The 15,563-nt window shown below is 64.1% G+C and carries 9 protein-coding genes; 6 read left to right on the plus strand and 3 right to left on the minus strand.

Translation table 11 applies throughout. The features are described 5' to 3' along the window. The first annotated feature begins 248 nt into the window (after window positions 1-248). The 5 genes from ACQEV1_RS45960 to recD2 all read left to right on the plus strand — a co-directional run bounded on the left by ACQEV1_RS45960 (window position 249) and on the right by recD2 (window position 6,820). A complete protein-coding gene (locus ACQEV1_RS45960) occupies window positions 249-1,151 on the plus strand; it encodes a hypothetical protein (RefSeq protein ID WP_433403627.1) in 903 nt (300 codons plus the stop codon). Between the two features lie 14 nt (window positions 1,152-1,165). Further along, the gene (locus tag ACQEV1_RS45965; RefSeq protein WP_433403629.1) at window positions 1,166-2,095 is read left to right on the plus strand and encodes a hypothetical protein; all 930 of its coding nucleotides are present in this window, start codon (window positions 1,166-1,168) and stop codon (window positions 2,093-2,095) included. Window positions 2,096-2,352: 257 nt separating this feature from the next. Then, a complete protein-coding gene (locus tag ACQEV1_RS45970) occupies window positions 2,353-3,825 on the plus strand; it encodes a DEAD/DEAH box helicase (RefSeq protein WP_433406119.1) in 1,473 nt (490 codons plus the stop codon). Between the two features lie 203 nt (window positions 3,826-4,028). Next, the gene (locus ACQEV1_RS45975; protein WP_433403632.1) at window positions 4,029-4,484 is read left to right on the plus strand and encodes an NUDIX domain-containing protein; all 456 of its coding nucleotides are present in this window, start codon (window positions 4,029-4,031) and stop codon (window positions 4,482-4,484) included. Window positions 4,485-4,534: 50 nt separating this feature from the next. Continuing rightward, a complete protein-coding gene (recD2, locus tag ACQEV1_RS45980) occupies window positions 4,535-6,820 on the plus strand; it encodes an SF1B family DNA helicase RecD2 (protein ID WP_433403634.1) in 2,286 nt (761 codons plus the stop codon). A gap of 398 nt (window positions 6,821-7,218) precedes the next feature. Here the strand turns inward: recD2 and ACQEV1_RS45985 are convergent, their stop codons facing one another. Next, window positions 7,219-7,872 carry a DUF6338 family protein gene (locus ACQEV1_RS45985; RefSeq protein ID WP_433403637.1) on the minus strand — a complete coding sequence of 218 codons (654 nt, stop codon included), beginning with the start codon at window positions 7,870-7,872 and terminating at the stop codon, window positions 7,219-7,221. A 92-nt stretch (window positions 7,873-7,964) separates the two neighbouring features. On the opposite strand from ACQEV1_RS45985, the gene ACQEV1_RS45990 reads away from it, so the two are divergent. Further along, window positions 7,965-10,838, plus strand: coding sequence for a CHAT domain-containing protein (locus tag ACQEV1_RS45990; RefSeq protein WP_433403640.1), 2,874 nt, complete (start codon window positions 7,965-7,967; stop codon window positions 10,836-10,838). Window positions 10,839-11,002: 164 nt separating this feature from the next. Here ACQEV1_RS45990 and ACQEV1_RS45995 read toward each other — a convergent pair whose 3' ends face one another. Together ACQEV1_RS45995 and ACQEV1_RS46000 are read right to left on the minus strand one after the other, a co-directional pair. After that, window positions 11,003-12,946: a hypothetical protein gene (locus tag ACQEV1_RS45995; protein ID WP_433403643.1), complete on the minus strand. Its 1,944-nt coding sequence runs from the start codon at window positions 12,944-12,946 to the stop codon at window positions 11,003-11,005. Window positions 12,947-13,166: 220 nt separating this feature from the next. Beyond that, a complete protein-coding gene (locus ACQEV1_RS46000; RefSeq protein WP_433403645.1) occupies window positions 13,167-15,560 on the minus strand; it encodes a hypothetical protein in 2,394 nt (797 codons plus the stop codon). Between the last annotated feature and the right edge of the window lie 3 nt (window positions 15,561-15,563).

A 15,563-nucleotide genomic window follows, 5' to 3' on the forward strand; every position in this document is an offset into this window, starting at 1 on the left:
TCCGGAGTGACGGAGTTGTCTTCACTGTCAGACGGTCGTGACCGGCATGTGTACAGCCGACGACCAGCCGCTCGATGAACTACGGGCATGATCAGCGATTTCCGTACTCAGGGAATGTGTCGGCGTGATGCACCCGCACCGGGAGCTGCCGGAAGTTGGGCACCTAACGGGAGTTCTCCCCGTATCGTGATGGGCTGCCGATCGCTGGTCGACACGGAGGGGGCTCGGTGCGGCGAGAGCAGCGGCGCATGGCGGACCTTGTGGAGTACTGGCGCACCGTCGAGCTGTTCGCGCCACCTGCGCTTGCCAGGCCGACGAAGATCAGCGAGCGCAAAGCGGGCACGGAGTGGGTCCAGCCCGTACTTGTGCGCGACGGGAGGCCTTTCCCAGAACTGCCATGGCAGCCAGGTCACCTACTGTCCGAGGAGCGACCCAAGGGCGGCCGGTACGGCGCATCGTGGCGACACACTGTTTACGGTGGCGTATTCCCGCTCGACATCGTCCGCAAGACGCTGGCCGACAGGTTCGGCTTCCCGCAGGAAAAGGACTACAGCGGGAAGCGCAAGGCCGGTGATACGGCCATCTTCGCCTTCACCGTCAATGAACGGGGCCTCCTTCTCGAAGACACCGTAGTTTCCTCCTCCTGCGCATGGGCCACCGGCCGGCTACTCGATCCCGGGCCAGGAGAAAGCGGCTGGCTCGACGGATTCGAAGCCTTCGCGAGGGCATGCGCGATCGCGATCAGCCACCTCACACACCGGTACATCCCCTATGAGCCACACCCGGATTCGCCTGCATCGGGCGGCGGAGGAAAGCCAGTCGGCGAGATCCTCGGATCGGCTGCCGAGGGCGCGGTGAACGCGCTGATTGCCTCGCTGACCGGGGTGGTCGGTGCCGTAGGCGTCGGCGCGCTCGCCGGTGCGGCTAAGCCCGTAATGAGCAAAGTCAACAAGCATCTCGCCGGAAAGGATGACGAGGCCGGCGCAAAGGGCGAGAAGCCGGCGCAGGAGGAGGACAAGCGTCAGGAAGAAGAGAAGGAGCAAGGTAGCGGACCGGGGCGGCCACTGCAGATCCCGGACCTGGTCGCCTTTGCCGCTCACGTGGCTGACGTATGCGGCGTGTCGCACCTGGTAGCCATCGGCGGTTCCTGATCCACAGCTGGCCGGTGTCGAAGAAAAAGGACGGCTCGTTGCCCGACCCCGAACCACCGTTCCTTAACAGCCTTCTCCCTGACGATCTCGAGCGGGTCGTGACCGCGGCCTCCGATGGATACGGTGCAGCCCTGACGCGTCACCTCACCGCACCCTCGGCCGTACCGGCCGACGACCGCATCGACGTACGCGAGAGGCCCGACGTGGTGCTCGACGGAGTGAGCCCCTCGGCGTTAACACTCGGCCGTTGGCCGGCCAGCATTGATCAGCCTCTTGCTCTGAGCCAGCAGTTCGCGGTCAACGGCATCGCCGCCGAACTGATGCACGACGCCGGGCTGTTCTCCGTAAACGGCCCACCCGGCACCGGAAAGACCACCCTTCTTCGCGATCTGATCGCCGCGATCGTGATGGAACGCGCCGTACGCATGTCCGAATTCGCCAGCCCCGACCAGGCATTTGAGAATCGCTTCTCGTGGTCGACCGACGATGGGATGAGTCGGAGCGTACGGGCACTTGACCCGAACCTGACCGGTTTTGAGATCGTCGTCGCTTCGTCCAACAATGCTGCCGTCGAGAACATCACCGCAGAGCTTCCCGCGCTCGGTGCGATCGGTGAAGAGTGGTACGGGGAGACATCGCATTTCCTGGAGCAGGCCACCATGCTGCTCGGCGCCCGAGCCTGGGGAACATGGCGGTCCCGCTCGGCAACCGCGAGAAGCGGCGGCTGTTCCTCGACCGATTCTGGTGGGGCAACAACGGCGCGGCCGGAATGCAAAAACTGCTGCAAACACTGGAGAAAAATCCAGTACTCTATGACCCGCCGGCGGCGGAGCGTTTTAATGATGGCGCAATCCGTCCCATCTCGGTGTCGGACCACATACCGCCGACGCCGACGGCCTGGCCGGACGCGGTCGCCCGATTCCGGAAGACGCTGGACGAAGTGACGCGGATGCGCGACGAACGCATCGCGGCCGAGCACGCGCTACGTCACCGTACGGCCCGTGGGGCTGCCGAAAAGGAGACGACGCTGCGGGCTGCCGCCGCTGAACGGGACTGGGCCGAGATCCGGCAACGCTGCGAACACGCCACCCAGGAGGCTCGGTCGGCCGACCACGCCGCGCAGGCGCTCGGCATCGAGCTCGACCAGCACGCCGGCGCTCGGCCAAGCGGTCTCAGCGCGCTCCTGGGCATCGGTCGTGCGATGCGGGAATGGCGAGAACGCGATCAGCTATTGCGGGACCGGCGCACCACCCAGCTGAAGATCCTGACCGACACTCGAGGTCGCGCCGACGCGGCGATCGAACACGAGCAAGCAGCCAGGCAGGCCGCCGAGCAGGCAGCCGACGCAGCCAAAGCCTCCGCGGCTCGGCGCGCAGCGGACGAGCGTCGAATCGAGCATGCCAGCGCGGCGTGGGAAGACTCCTTCCCCGACGACTGGCACGAGAGGACTGACGAGGAGCGGGAGCTATCAGCCCCCTGGTCGGACGAGGAGTGGCTCCGCGCTCGTACCCGCCTTTTTCTCGCCGCCCTCGACCTGCACCGCGCGTTCATCACGGGCGCGGCCAGGACCATCCGGATCAATCTGTTGCAGCTCGCTGCGAAGCTCGCTGGCGAACGCGACGCTCCCCCGCCCGACGCAGAGCTCGCCGCCTGGCAGACTCTCTTCCTGCTGGTACCCGTCATCTCGACGACCTTTTCTTCCTGCGGCCGGCTGTTCGGCGCGCTGGGCCGAGAATCCCTGGGATGGTTGCTCGTTGACGAGGCGGGACAGGCCGCACCGCAAGCACCGGTCGGGGCGCTGTGGCGCGCCCGCCGGGCAGTGCTCGTAGGTGACCCACTCCAACTCGAACCTGTCGTTGCGTTGCCCGAGGCCGTGCAAGAGCTGCTGCAGGAGTGCTACGGCATCGAGCCGGAATGGTTGCCATCGCGCACATCCGCGCAAAGCGCCGCCGACCGCGTCAACCGTCTGGGCACGTCCGTGCGACGACGCCGGAAGGACGGTGAGCTGGAGTCGGTGTGGGTGGGTGCTCCACTGCGGGTGCACCGCCGGTGTGAGCGTCCGATGTTCGACATCAGCAATGCCATCGCCTACGACGGTCTGATGGTCCACGGGACCCGATATAAGCAGTTCCCGGACGAGAGCCAGAAATATCCGCCGAGCAGCTGGGTCGACGTGGTGAGCACCGACACCGAGGGCAAGTGGGTGCCCGCTGAGGGAGCGGCCGTCGCGATGATGCTGGACAAGCTCCATCACCGGTATGGAGTCGAACTTGACCGGATCCGTGTGCTGAGCCCCTTCCGGGACGTGGTCAAGGGATGCAAGGACGCCATACGGGCTCTCGGCTGGGCATCCTCACCACCGCCCGGTGTCAAGGACTACGACAAGCAGGTCTCAGACTTCATCAAAGCGAACATCGGGACGGTCCACACCATGCAGGGCAAGGAGTCGGACGTCGTCATCCTCGTCCTCGGCACGCGCCCAGAACGCAATCGAGGCGCGCGGGACTGGGCCAGCGAAACATCGAACCTGCTGAACGTGGCGGTCAGCCGCGCCAAGCGCCGCCTGTTCGTCGTCGGCAACCACGCGGTATGGAGCCAGAACCGCTATTTCGGCACGCTGGCCGCCGAACTCCCGCGCCACTCCTGGCCGCCGAACAAAGATGCCAATCTGTGAATGTCATCGCGATGGCCCCCAGCGAGGGCGACGGTTAACAGCTGCCAGTCCCGCCGGCACAGTCCGTCATTTCGCGATGGCCGCTGATCGCCAGCCGGCTCTTCGTTTCGTTCCCATGACCGCGTTGGGTTGTCCTTCGGGCGGTTTGCTTCATCGGCGGGCAGACTAGGAGACCTGTATCCGGCGAGCGTTCAGGAGGTGTTGTGATCCGTCACTTCACCGCTTCTGCGATCACCCTCGCCGGCGACCACGTACTCCTCCTCAACAGCGCGAAAGGAGCGGGTTGGATCTATCCTGGCGGACACGTTGAGCCGGGCGAAGATATGGCGCCAGCGGCGATTCGTGAGGTCCGCGAGGAAGTTGGGCTGGAGATCGAGCTCATCACCGAACGGCGGTTCTCCCATCCGAAGATCGAGGAGGTGCTGTTGCCGTTCGCCCTCATCGATGTGCAGGTGCGAGACAAGAAGATCGGCTTGCACCGGCATGTCGACGCCGTGTACGCGCCCCGTCCGCTGACCACGAACGTCGTCCTCGACGCCGTCGAGGCTCACGGGTACCGCCGGGTGCCGGTCGCTGACGTCGCGTTGCTTCCAACACCGGCCGAACTCCCCGATCTCATCACGGCCGTCGCCAAGTACGCGGCGTCGATCACGTCGTGACCTCCGGACGAAAGCCTGTGCCCCACCCGGTCCCCTTGGATGCTCCCGAAGTGGTCGAGGGCGTCGTCGATCATCTGCTGCACGTCAGCTACGACCAGCGCACGGTGCTGCGGCTGACCGCCGTAGCGGGTGAGGAGGAGAGCGTTACGGCGGTCGGCAAGGTGCTCTTCGGCGTACGGCCTGGAGAGGGCCTGCGATTGCACGGCGATTGGGTCCACCACCCGCGTCACGGACGGCAGTTCAAAGCTGAACAGTGTGAACGGATCATGCCCGCCGACGAGAGGGCGATTCGTATCTATCTCGGCTCGAGCATGATTCGCGGGATCGGGCCGACTATCGCCTCGGCGATCGTGGACGTCTTCGGCGAGGAGACGCTGAAGGTCATCGACTCCGAACCGCAGCGGCTCCTTGAGGTGTATGGCATCGGTCAGATCCGGCTGGGCCGGATCACGGCGGCCTGGCAGGAGCAGAAGGCCATCGCCGAGATCATGGTGTTCCTTCAGGGACTCCAGATCACCCCTGCGCTCGCCGTGAAGATCTACACCACGTACGCCGACACCGACGACGACCCGATGCGCATCGTCCGCCGCACCCCGTACCGGCTCTGCCGGGACGTGCATGGAGTCGGCTTTGTCAACGCCGACAAGATCGCTCTCGCCGTGGGCATCCCCAAGCATAGTGAGGCACGACTCCAGGCCGCCCTGCTACACGAACTCGACCAAGCTGGAGTAAGCGGCCACTGTCACCTTCCGGTGCGCTTGTTGATCGCCCGTACCCGTCAGCTTCTTACCGATGACGACCCGGCAAGTGCCGAGATCCTCGACAACGCGATTCTGCGCCAAGCGTTGGAAGCGCTGCGGAGCCACGGTGAGGTGGTCACCGAAACGCTACCGCTCCCGGTCCTGGAGGGCGCTGACGCCCTGGCGGACACCGAAATCGCCATGCTGCCGCGCCGGCACCACGACGAGACGCAACTCGCCTCCCACGTACGGCGCCTTCTCGCCTCCACGTCAGTGCTCTCCGACCTCGCGCCGTGGGCGGAACGTGTGGCCGCGTTGAGGGGACCGGAGACCGCCGGGCTGACCGACGAGCAACACCAGGCGATCCTAACCGCGCTGACCCGCCCCTTGTCGATCCTCACCGGCGGCCCCGGCTGCGGCAAGACCCACACCCTGCGGACCCTGGTCGACCTTGCCGACGAGGTCAATGCGGTCGTCGCCCTGGCCGCCCCTACGGGGAAGGCCGCCAAACGCCTGGAAGAAACCTGCGGCCAAGCGACGATGACCGTACACCGGCTGATCAGACCGCCCGACGGCGACTCACTCTTCGATCACGCCAGCGTGTTGGAGACCGCGGACCTCGTCATCATCGACGAGGCATCAATGCTCGACCTTGCCCTGACCCGCAAGCTGTTCGCCGCGCTCCGCGACGGCTGCCACCTGCTGCTCGTCGGCGACACCGACCAGCTCCCCAGCGTCGGCCCCGGGCGCGTCCTACGTGACCTGCTCGACGTCGAGGACATTCCACGTACCCGGCTGACCAAAGTCTTCCGCCAGCACGACGAAGGCGAAGCGATCGTCATCAACGCCCACCGCATCCTGAACGGCGAACACCCCCTGGAGCACCCCAAAGTCTTCTGGAACCGGCCCAAGCCCAGCGCCGAGAGCACCGCCGAGCGTGTGGTCGAGCTGGTCTGCGAGCTCATGCCGAAGCACCTCGGGACCCGTCCGGAGGACATTCAGGTGTTGTGTCCGGGCAAGAAGACGATCGCCGGCATGACCGACCTCAACCTGCGCCTCCAGCAGCGCCTCAACCCGCCATCCGACGACAAGCCCCAGCACCATCACGACGGGGCCGCCTTCCGGCTCGGCGACCGCGTCCAGCAAATCCGCAACAACCCCCACCGCGGCGAAAGCGGAGTCTTCAACGGCAGCAGCGGCACCATCTCCGCCGTCGACACCGAGGCCCACCTGCTCACCGTTACCTTCCACGACGGCCAGATCGCCACCTACCCCTTCACCGACCTCGATGAACTCGTGCACGCCTACGCGTTGACCGTCCACCGCTCCCAGGGCAGCGAATATCCCTACGTAATCGTCCCCATGGTCAGCAAGGCCGGGAAAATACTGCTTCAGCGAAACCTGCTCTACACCGCAGTCACCCGAGCCCGCTACGGGGTCGTGCTGATCGGCGAGACCCAGGCCGTCAACGATGCCATCGCCAACAACCACACCCAGCGCCGCAACACCGCCCTCACCCACCGCATCACGCACGACGCCGCCACAGGAGCACCACCACGAGCCAACACCCCAGACGGCCAACTCGCCTGGGACTGAGCGTGGCTTAGCGTCCTCTCGTCGACATGTCAGTGGGTTAGCGCAGGTGCGGTCAAGGTCAGCGTCACACCCGCGTAACCAAGTGTAGGCAGTCATAATGCCGATTCGATCATCGGGCGAATTCCAAAGAGCGGAGCTGGAGCTTGTTAAGTGCCAATTCCGATTGGCGCCATCATACAATTCCGCGCTTCTGGGAAGTCAGCGGGTTTCCGTCTGTCCACTTCGCTGCGGTGGCGACTTTTCCTGCGGAGAGGTGTCGGTGGGGTCGGGCTCGGACGGACTCATCCCGGGCCGCCCTATCGGTGGCTGAGTCGGTTCTTCAACGACCTTCTTTGGTCGATAGCCTCGCTCCTCCGGTGGGTCGATGAATATTCTTGCTGGGCGGCGGGGATTGTTCGTCACGACTTTCCTGCCTTATCGGTGGTAGAAGGATCAATAAACTCGATGTATTCCAGCTCATCGAGACGAAGATAGAGGCCGCTACTGTCGTCAACGCGCTGCATAAATCGACCGTCATAGCTCATCTCCCAGGCCGATTCCAGAAAAAGGTCGATCGGTCCGCTGAGGGCGATGTTGGAGTTATTTCCGAACCAACCGCCGACCCAGTTTCCACCCTTGGTACGCGCACGGATGAAGCATGGATCGCGATCACCGACTGCGTGCCGCCACGGAGGCGTGGAGTCATAAAAAGACTTCCTTTGTCGCCCCTCTCGCCAGGAGATCGCCCACGCCAAAAATGCCGGAACCGCGAACAGCAGGATTAGGGCGAACACCGCCGCAGGACGTGGGTCCGAAGCCGGGATCCAACCCTCCTTTTTCTTGAAGATAAGATTAATTAGCGTTCTTCCGAATACGGCGACGTAGATCGTATCCAGGATGATGCTGGCAGCGACTGCGAGGAGAACGCGCTCGGCGAGGTCGCGCTGGCGAGGGCTTGGTCCACGAAAGCGTTCGCGCGCGAACTGGTAGCTCACTCCGGGAAGCACAAACAGGACAAGTAGTCCGATCTGCCCGATTGTACTAGGCGTCTGGGGAATCTGACGGCCCTCCATAGTATCCTCGGTCGCCTTGTGCGGCTTTGCTTCACATATGAGGATAGGGCAGTGTACGGACGGTTTCGAGCACACGGGCACTGGGGGAACAGATGGACTTCGACGCGATGTGCGACATCCGTGACGCGTGGGCTTCCGCCGAGGTAGAGCAGGTCATCGAAGGCCTACTCGGTCCAGGTCGGCGAGAGGCGCTGAACCGCCTCTTCAGCTTTCGCGCCGGATCAGGAGATATGGCCAAGGCATTGATCCTGGCCTACATCGCCTTCCGCGACCTTCACGCCGACGGCCCCGAGGAGATCGCTGAACGTCTTCTGACTCGGCGACTCGTCTTTTCGCCCGACAGAGAGACGCTCGTCCACTCACTGGTGGAGCCGGTTACTCAAGCTGCCCGCTCCGGAGGAATCAACCCGACGGCGTGGTGGGACGTCGGCGAGCGTTATGAGCTTCTTCTCGAACTCTGGGTAGGTGAACAGTCACTGCTCCACTCCCCCGAAGAGATCCGGCAGGATCTCATTGAGCTTTGGGATGTACATGACGAGCCGGCACTCGACGCAATGATCAAGAACGCCTACACGCCCTACGCGTTCTTGCCCGAGGACCTGCTTGACGTATCACCGACCGGACGTTTGGCGTTGATCACTCAGCTTGGGCCAATACGCCAAGCGCTCGAGCAGGCATTGGAGAAGTGGCCACTCGCATATCATCCGATCTGCGCCGACAGAACGGACCTCATCGAGGTGGCACGAAGAGTCCATGTTCGGAGACTACTCGGTGAGTTGATGGCTCGCATCCCCATGGAGGGCGATCTCCGGGAAGCGGTGAACCAGGACTTCCGGAGTTGGGATCAACGGCTCGAGCAATTCGTTATGTCAATGACCGGGTTTGAAGTAAACCTAATAAGTGAGGTCGACGAGGATAGTCTTTACCGCTACCAAGCATTGACCGCCCTTAGTGACATAATTCAATATGATTTCCAGATCACTGAAGCTCTCCCTACACGTGACGATCTGGCGAGCCAGCCACATGCCGCGCCGCAGTGGATTGTTGATCACGTCATTGCCGAAGGAGCCAGAAACTGGCATAGATGGGTCGGCCCCTATCCGATCTGGCTGACCACGGCCGAAACGGCGCTACATGAGGCACTTCTTCGGAATCTATTGAAAAATAACGATCGCTGGGAGTTCGGATTTTCTTCGGACGCCGGGATAGTGCATCTGTCGCTGTTTGTGCCCGACGACTGCGAAGACGGTGACCTGCGACTCACCTTCTCTTATCCTCTGGCGAGGGTAGAGCATTCGTGGGAACTGCTACACCTTGGCGCGGCCGGCTATATACGTCTGACGGTTTTGCGCCTTACCGATCAAGGTGAGGTGACAACGGTGGGCGCTGTCGCTGCCCGGCTCCCTCATGAGCTTCGTCTCCGTGTTCAAGCCGAGGCTACGCGGGCCTTGCGTGCTCTCGTGGGTGATGACATGGACGCACTCAAAGAGGCATTCACCAACTACGACCCCGCAATAATATCGATGAACGCTTTCGAGGTCTGTGAGAATGCCAAGGCGGAAGACCTCCTGGATGAGCTGATCAGCACGCCGCCAACCGGGGTTACGGCACAGCAGTGGTCCCGTTTCCAGAACGCGAGCAGGCTGGTAGCCAAGGCGCGAGCTGAGCTCGTAGAGGCGCGTCTCGACGGGTGTGAGACCGCAGCCCTTACCGTGTCACTCGCGAACGCGATCGAAGAAAGGCAGCGAGCTCGGGAGGTCGCTCGCGGCCGATATCAGCAACGAGCGCCTCTCGATGACAGGCTCGCAGCGCTCGCAGCTCTCCTGCCGGACGACCAGACTTCGTTCGTTCATCTGACAATCGTGAATGGGGCCCTCTACGCCGTCGCCCTGAGCAGGCAGGAATCACATCCGCTGGTTGAGATGTACATCCTCGATGTTCCGGTCCGGCAACTGCATAAGCTTGGCATCGCGTGGGCATCGGGAAACCTGCGGGATCGGGCGGAACTCGATCACCGAGAGAACGATGGCCTTGCCATTCTGCGTGACATCGCTGGTGGTATCGTCACCTCCGTCCCTATCGGAACCAAACGGCTCATCTTGAGCCCTGTACCTCCCCTCGATCAGCTACCGCTGCACGCCGTCGCACTCCATCCGGATCGTGGAGACATTTGCGTGCTTGACCACTTCGACGAAGTCGTCTACGCGCCTACTCTCGACCTGATCGGGCATCTGAGCGAAGGCAGACGCTCATCCGGCCCTCCTGTCTTGGTTTCGTTTTCTGGATCCGGCGTTCCAGGTTTCGAGCCGCTGCGCGGGCCGGAGCTCGAAACCCTCGCGCTCGCTCGCCTATACCCAGACGCCAGGACAATCACTGAGCAGGCGGCGACACGCGACTCTGCAATGCAGGCTGTGATCAGTTCTCGAATCGTCAATGTGTCCGGCCACGCATTTAGCGATTCTGATCGGTGGTCCAGTGGCTTGGTCCTAGCAGGGGCCTCACTCGGTAAATCCCTCCTCACTGCCGGTCATGTGCTAGCGCATCCGAACTTCGGCAATATTAGACTGCTGACCTTGAACGCGTGCAGAACTGCCGGTATAGCCAGTAGGACTTCGTCAGTCCAGACGCTACGCGGCATCGACGGAGCATTTCTCGCCCGCGGAGTACGGTCTGTCGTCTCCACGCTTTGGGAAGTCTACGACCCCTGCGCGCTTGTTTTCTCGATACTCCTGCATGCCAGCGTCGCCATGGGAGAGTCCCCAAGCAAGGGATATCAACGCGCTGTTGGGTACCTCCGCAACAGCGGTTGGAAAAATCTCTACGTCTCCACCGGAGAGACGCCCGAGTGCTTCGTCCAGGATTTCCTCGATACTCATCGCCCCCAGTGGCGCACTGAACTAGAGACTTACGGCACGGACCACGTCGCCATCTGGGGTGCTTTTAAGATCACTGGCGTGGCTTGGTGACAACTCAGCCTCTGCACGTGGATACCTAACGAAGGTTGTCACTTGGAGGAACGAACTCGAGCGGCGACACCTATTGCCGCCTGGCCCGAGACGCCGGATCGTTTGTGCCTAATACAAGCACGAACACGTTATAACGGCTTGGGAGTATCGCGACCCCCAGTTGCTCATTGCCCGGTCACCAACGTACCGCAGCGGTTGCAGGCTGAGTGGCTCGCGTCGCTTATCTCACCACAGTTTCCACAGTGGGGGCATATGGCGGCGGCTGGGCGCATCCAGCAGCGGGCGCTGAGCGTCTCGCTACCGAAGCCTTGGTCGATGTCATCCCCGTCCATGGGGGGCCCGCCGTAATCATCAGTCGTCGATTCGATCGGTGCGGCGTTTAGGACGGGGTAGCCGTGACCGCAGGATGCGCATCGACGGAGCTCCCATCCAGCGCCACAGGCGTCGCAGCGGCTGAGGAAGGCGTGATTATCCCGCGGTCGAAAGGTCCGCGCCGGATCGGCTGAGGCGGCTCTGCAGAGTGGGCAGCGGGTGAGTTCCGCCATCCACTCTGCGGATCGGGATAGTTCAGCGGTGATGTGTTGGATCAAGTCGATGTTGTCACCGCGCCACCGGAACTGAGCGGCGCGGGCTCCGAGGGCGTCGATACGGCGCTGTACGGCTGCGAGCTCGTGCGAGGCGGGCGGTCTGAGTACGCGGAGTCCGTCTGGCGTGGCAGCCAGCCAGTCGACATCCTCGGCAATCGACTGCGCGTGGTCGGCCGGGCAGGCGATTCTGGGTGGGTAGCCGCGTGTCAGGTGTTCGGTGAGGCTCCAGCGTATGCTCCGGGCCAGCCTGGTGACACTGTCGATCTCCAGCGGTGACACGGGAAGCAGCGACAGGGCCCGTGCGCCGGAGGACGGCGCCGGCGAATCACATCCCTGGAAGGCCTGGAGCCGGAGCGCCAGAGGAAGCCCTGCCCGTTCGTCTCTCTGCCCGGGATAGACGATGAGGGTCCGCGGGTTCGTGGTCGCGGCGGGCCGCAGCGCTTCGATCTCCTGGGCGACGATGCCCGCCTGGCCCGATGCCGTCAGCGCGTGCGCGATCGGGACGATGCGAAGGACGGCGTCCTTCCCCCGGAGCAGAACGAACGTGTTCGTCGGCTCCCATCGGAGGCTGATTCCTTCCTCGCTACGGCCGATGTTCAGCTCGTCGCCGCCCGGCGTGAAGACTCCCGCGGGCGACAGCCTGAGTTGGGCGAACGCATGCAGCAACAACAACGCCGTATAGGAGGTGAACGCCTGGCACCACTCCTCGGCGCGGTCGGCATGCGGTCCCGGCGACGTTCTCCCCGTCTTCTCGCCGATCCAGGCCCGCCAGAGGGCGGCCGCGTTGCGGTACCTGTCGTCGTTCGTGAAGACATTGGTGGTGCGTAGCGCCGCGCCAACGTCGGTCCGGCGATGGACGCCCGGCAGCACCGCCGGGCCACGCAATTCCACCAGAGCATCGCGGATTCTCTCCAAGTCCCGGCGCAGCTGCTGGGCACTCTCGCGTCTGCCAGTGCTTTGGACGAGCCCTTCTATGAGGGTGAACATGTACTGGCTCACCCGCCACGGACGGTCGCTCGCGTCGTCCGTGTACGTCGTCACATCGTCGAGCATCGCCTGGATCCGGCTCACTTCGACCAGCCGTGCCTGGACGTGGTGCCAGAGGTGGTCGGTGAGACGGGCGAGCACTCGGTTCTCGTAGAAGTCCAAGTCGACCTCGCGGCCGGGGTTCAGCAGCCGAGCCGGGCGGATGCCGTCCGGTCGTAGCCGTCCCCAGTCCTCGCTGCGCGCGGTAAGCCGGGCGATCGCGTTCGGGGTGACCCGCCGTACCTGCGAGGCCGGGACCAGGCGCTCGACGGTCCGCAGCCGGGTCACCGGATTGTGGCAGGCCGCGCGTAGGTGCGGGAGACGCAGCTGGATCTCTTCGTCGATGGTCTGGGGACGCAGCCGCTCGTCCATGTCGGCACCGCCCATCAGCGGCGTTTCCGCCAGCCACTGGTCCTCCGCGGCGCCTTCCTGCATGAGGACGGCGAGCCTGCGGCCGATGGCGGTGACGACGTACACCGTGATGTCGTCAGGCATAGCGTGATGCCCGAAATCACCTTCGGTCCTGCCATGCCGCTTCTCGTCCCAGAGGACCCAACTGCCCTCCGCAGAGAGATATTGCCCAGAATTTATGGTCGCTCCGTTCAGCGACAGCGCTCGATCGCCGGGTAGGAACAACGACCGTCCGAGTGTCCCCCGTCCTGGGGCTGGCGGTGCCTCGACGTCCAGGAGCCGGTCCCAGCTCCGCACCCCCATGTCACACTCCTCCGCGGAGATGGATCTCCTCATCAAGGCGTTCGAGTGAGCGATGAGGTGCCGTCTTGAACGGTTCCCAGAGCCGGGGTAGGTCCTCACGCAGTCCCTCGATCAGCGGCACCGGAATCTCGAACCGTCCCCGCAGCTTGCGTAGCACCCTTGTGGCCAGGGCGTGATCAGCCGCGTCTCCTACGGTCCCGCCCGCTGCCAGGACGACCGGCACGAACGCTTCGAGATGCGCCGTCGTGCGGGAGCCTGACGAAATCCGGAAATCGCGCAGCAGCCTGTCCCTCAGCTCACCGTCCAGAAATCTCTTGACCTCGTCCGCGGACTCGGCGTGCGCATGGCGAGCATCGGAGAAGACCTTTTCCAGCGCTTGGAGTGAGACGGGGCCAGGCTGCGGTTCCACGGGCGAGGGCTGGAACGGCTCGGGCCGAGCGGGCAGTTCCAGCACGTGTGCCCGGTCGTAGGTTTTGTCCGCGAAGGAAACGGTGGTCTCATCGTGGTTCGCCGTGCCGATGAACCAGACATTCGGCGGGATGGTCAGCTTCCGTCCGTTCACTAGGCGCTGCGGGGCTGGCCGGACCTCGGTCGTCATCAACTCCAGGCTGGGCGGGGAGCCGTCCGGCCGGCGCTTCTGGCCGAGTTGGTACAGCACCTCGCTGAAGTACTGCTCGGGGTGAGAGAGGTTCATCTCGTCCAGCACGACGAAGAACGGCCGGTCCGAGAATTCCGGGCATGCCGCTTTGTACAGCGCCTGCGTGAACGGTGACTCATAGAACCGGCGCTCGAACGCGTTGAAGTATCCGACCAGGTCCTGGGGGGTTCGCCAGTCCGCGCTGACCGGCACGACCACGGTTTCGGCCTGAATGGCCTTGCCGAACACGATCGGCAGTTGCGTCTTTCCGATACCACTGATGCCTTGGAACAGGTGCAGGCGCGACGCCGCGAGTCCGCCCAGGAACATGATCAAGTCATCTTCGGCGTAGAACATGCGGTACTGCTGCGCCACATAGTCGCGAAGCCACGGCACGAATCGGGACAACGGCGGCATCTGGCGCCGCAGGTCGTCACGCGGCTCGCCGTGGCGGCGGTCCATCGCCTGACACTCGGGGAACGGCGATTCCCCCTCCTTACGTTCGGTCAGTCCTTCAATGTCGCGGCGGAGTTCCTCCAGGTGCGCCCGGTAGGAGTTGAGCGACGCCTCGAGATCCTGCTTGGTGACCTTGAGACGTTCGAGCTCTACGGCGGCGACCTCGTGCCCGGACAGCCGACGCTGCAGCCGCTCGTTGTCCGCTACGAGTACTGCACGCTCCTCTCTCCAGCGCTGTTCGGCCTCCTGCAGGGCCGCGAGTCGTTCGAGTGTGTCCTCCGGTATGGCCCGCTGCTGCCGGAGTTCGGCGTTCTGCGTGCGCAGCAGTTCGAGTTCCGCGAGTACCTCATCGGGCGTCCGGTTGCCGAACGCTCGATCGACCCGGTCCCGCTCGCCGAGCTGTTTCTCCAGCTCTTCGGCGTGCTTACGGAGCATCGAACACCGTTTTTCCAGTTGCTCGCACTGTCGTTCGCTGCGTTCCACCGCGGCGTGCACCGCGCGTTCGATGCGTTCGGACAGCAACGCCCGCGCGTCCTGGAGGTCCTCCTGATCTGCGGTGAGCTGCACCTGCAGCGTGCGGAGCCGGGCACGTTCCCCGGCCAGCTCGGTCTCTTGCGCGGCCAGCTGATCACGGCGCGCATCGAGTTCGGCGTGGATGACGGCGCGGGTCCGCTCGTGTTCGTCTGCCAGCTCACGCTGCCGCTTCTCGGCTTCCTGGCGCATCCCCGCGAGGGTGTCCCGGGCCGCGGCGAGCACCGTCTCCTTCTCGCGTTCCTGCCGGGAGAAGAGATCGGCCTCTGCTTCCAACAGGCGCTGCTCGCGCGCGTCCAGTTCGGCGGAACGCCGCCGCAGCCGTTCACGTTCTTCCCGAGCGTCCGCGACCCCGCTCTCGGCCGTGCTGAGCCGCTCGGTGAGCCGAGCCTCCTTCTCGGCGAGGTCCTGTCGCGTCCGCTCCAGCGCCTCGACCGCCCGCTTATAGATGCGCAGATATTCGGCGGCCTCTCTCCAGACTTCGGCGGGCCCCGGATCGTCCCGACCGGCGGCCGGGGACGACGACGCCTGATCGGCCGCCTCAGCGACCGTCTCCGCGCCTCCTTCGGCGGCCGTCTCCTCGCTCAAGGCGGGGGCCGTGTCCCTGCCTCCGACGGCGACCGCCTCCTGACGCCGCGCCCGCAGCTCGGTCAGGATCTTCTCCCGGGTCGACGACTGACCGGACGAAGCGCCTCCGGAGATCGCCGGTTTGACTCCCTGCCTCCTCGCGTTCGGGGGTGTAGGCCCGCGTCCCTTACGCTTCTTGGCCATTCG

It is taken from the genome of Actinoallomurus sp. CA-142502, assembly GCF_050936355.1.
GTDB classification, from domain to species: domain Bacteria; phylum Actinomycetota; class Actinomycetes; order Streptosporangiales; family Streptosporangiaceae; genus Actinoallomurus; species Actinoallomurus iriomotensis.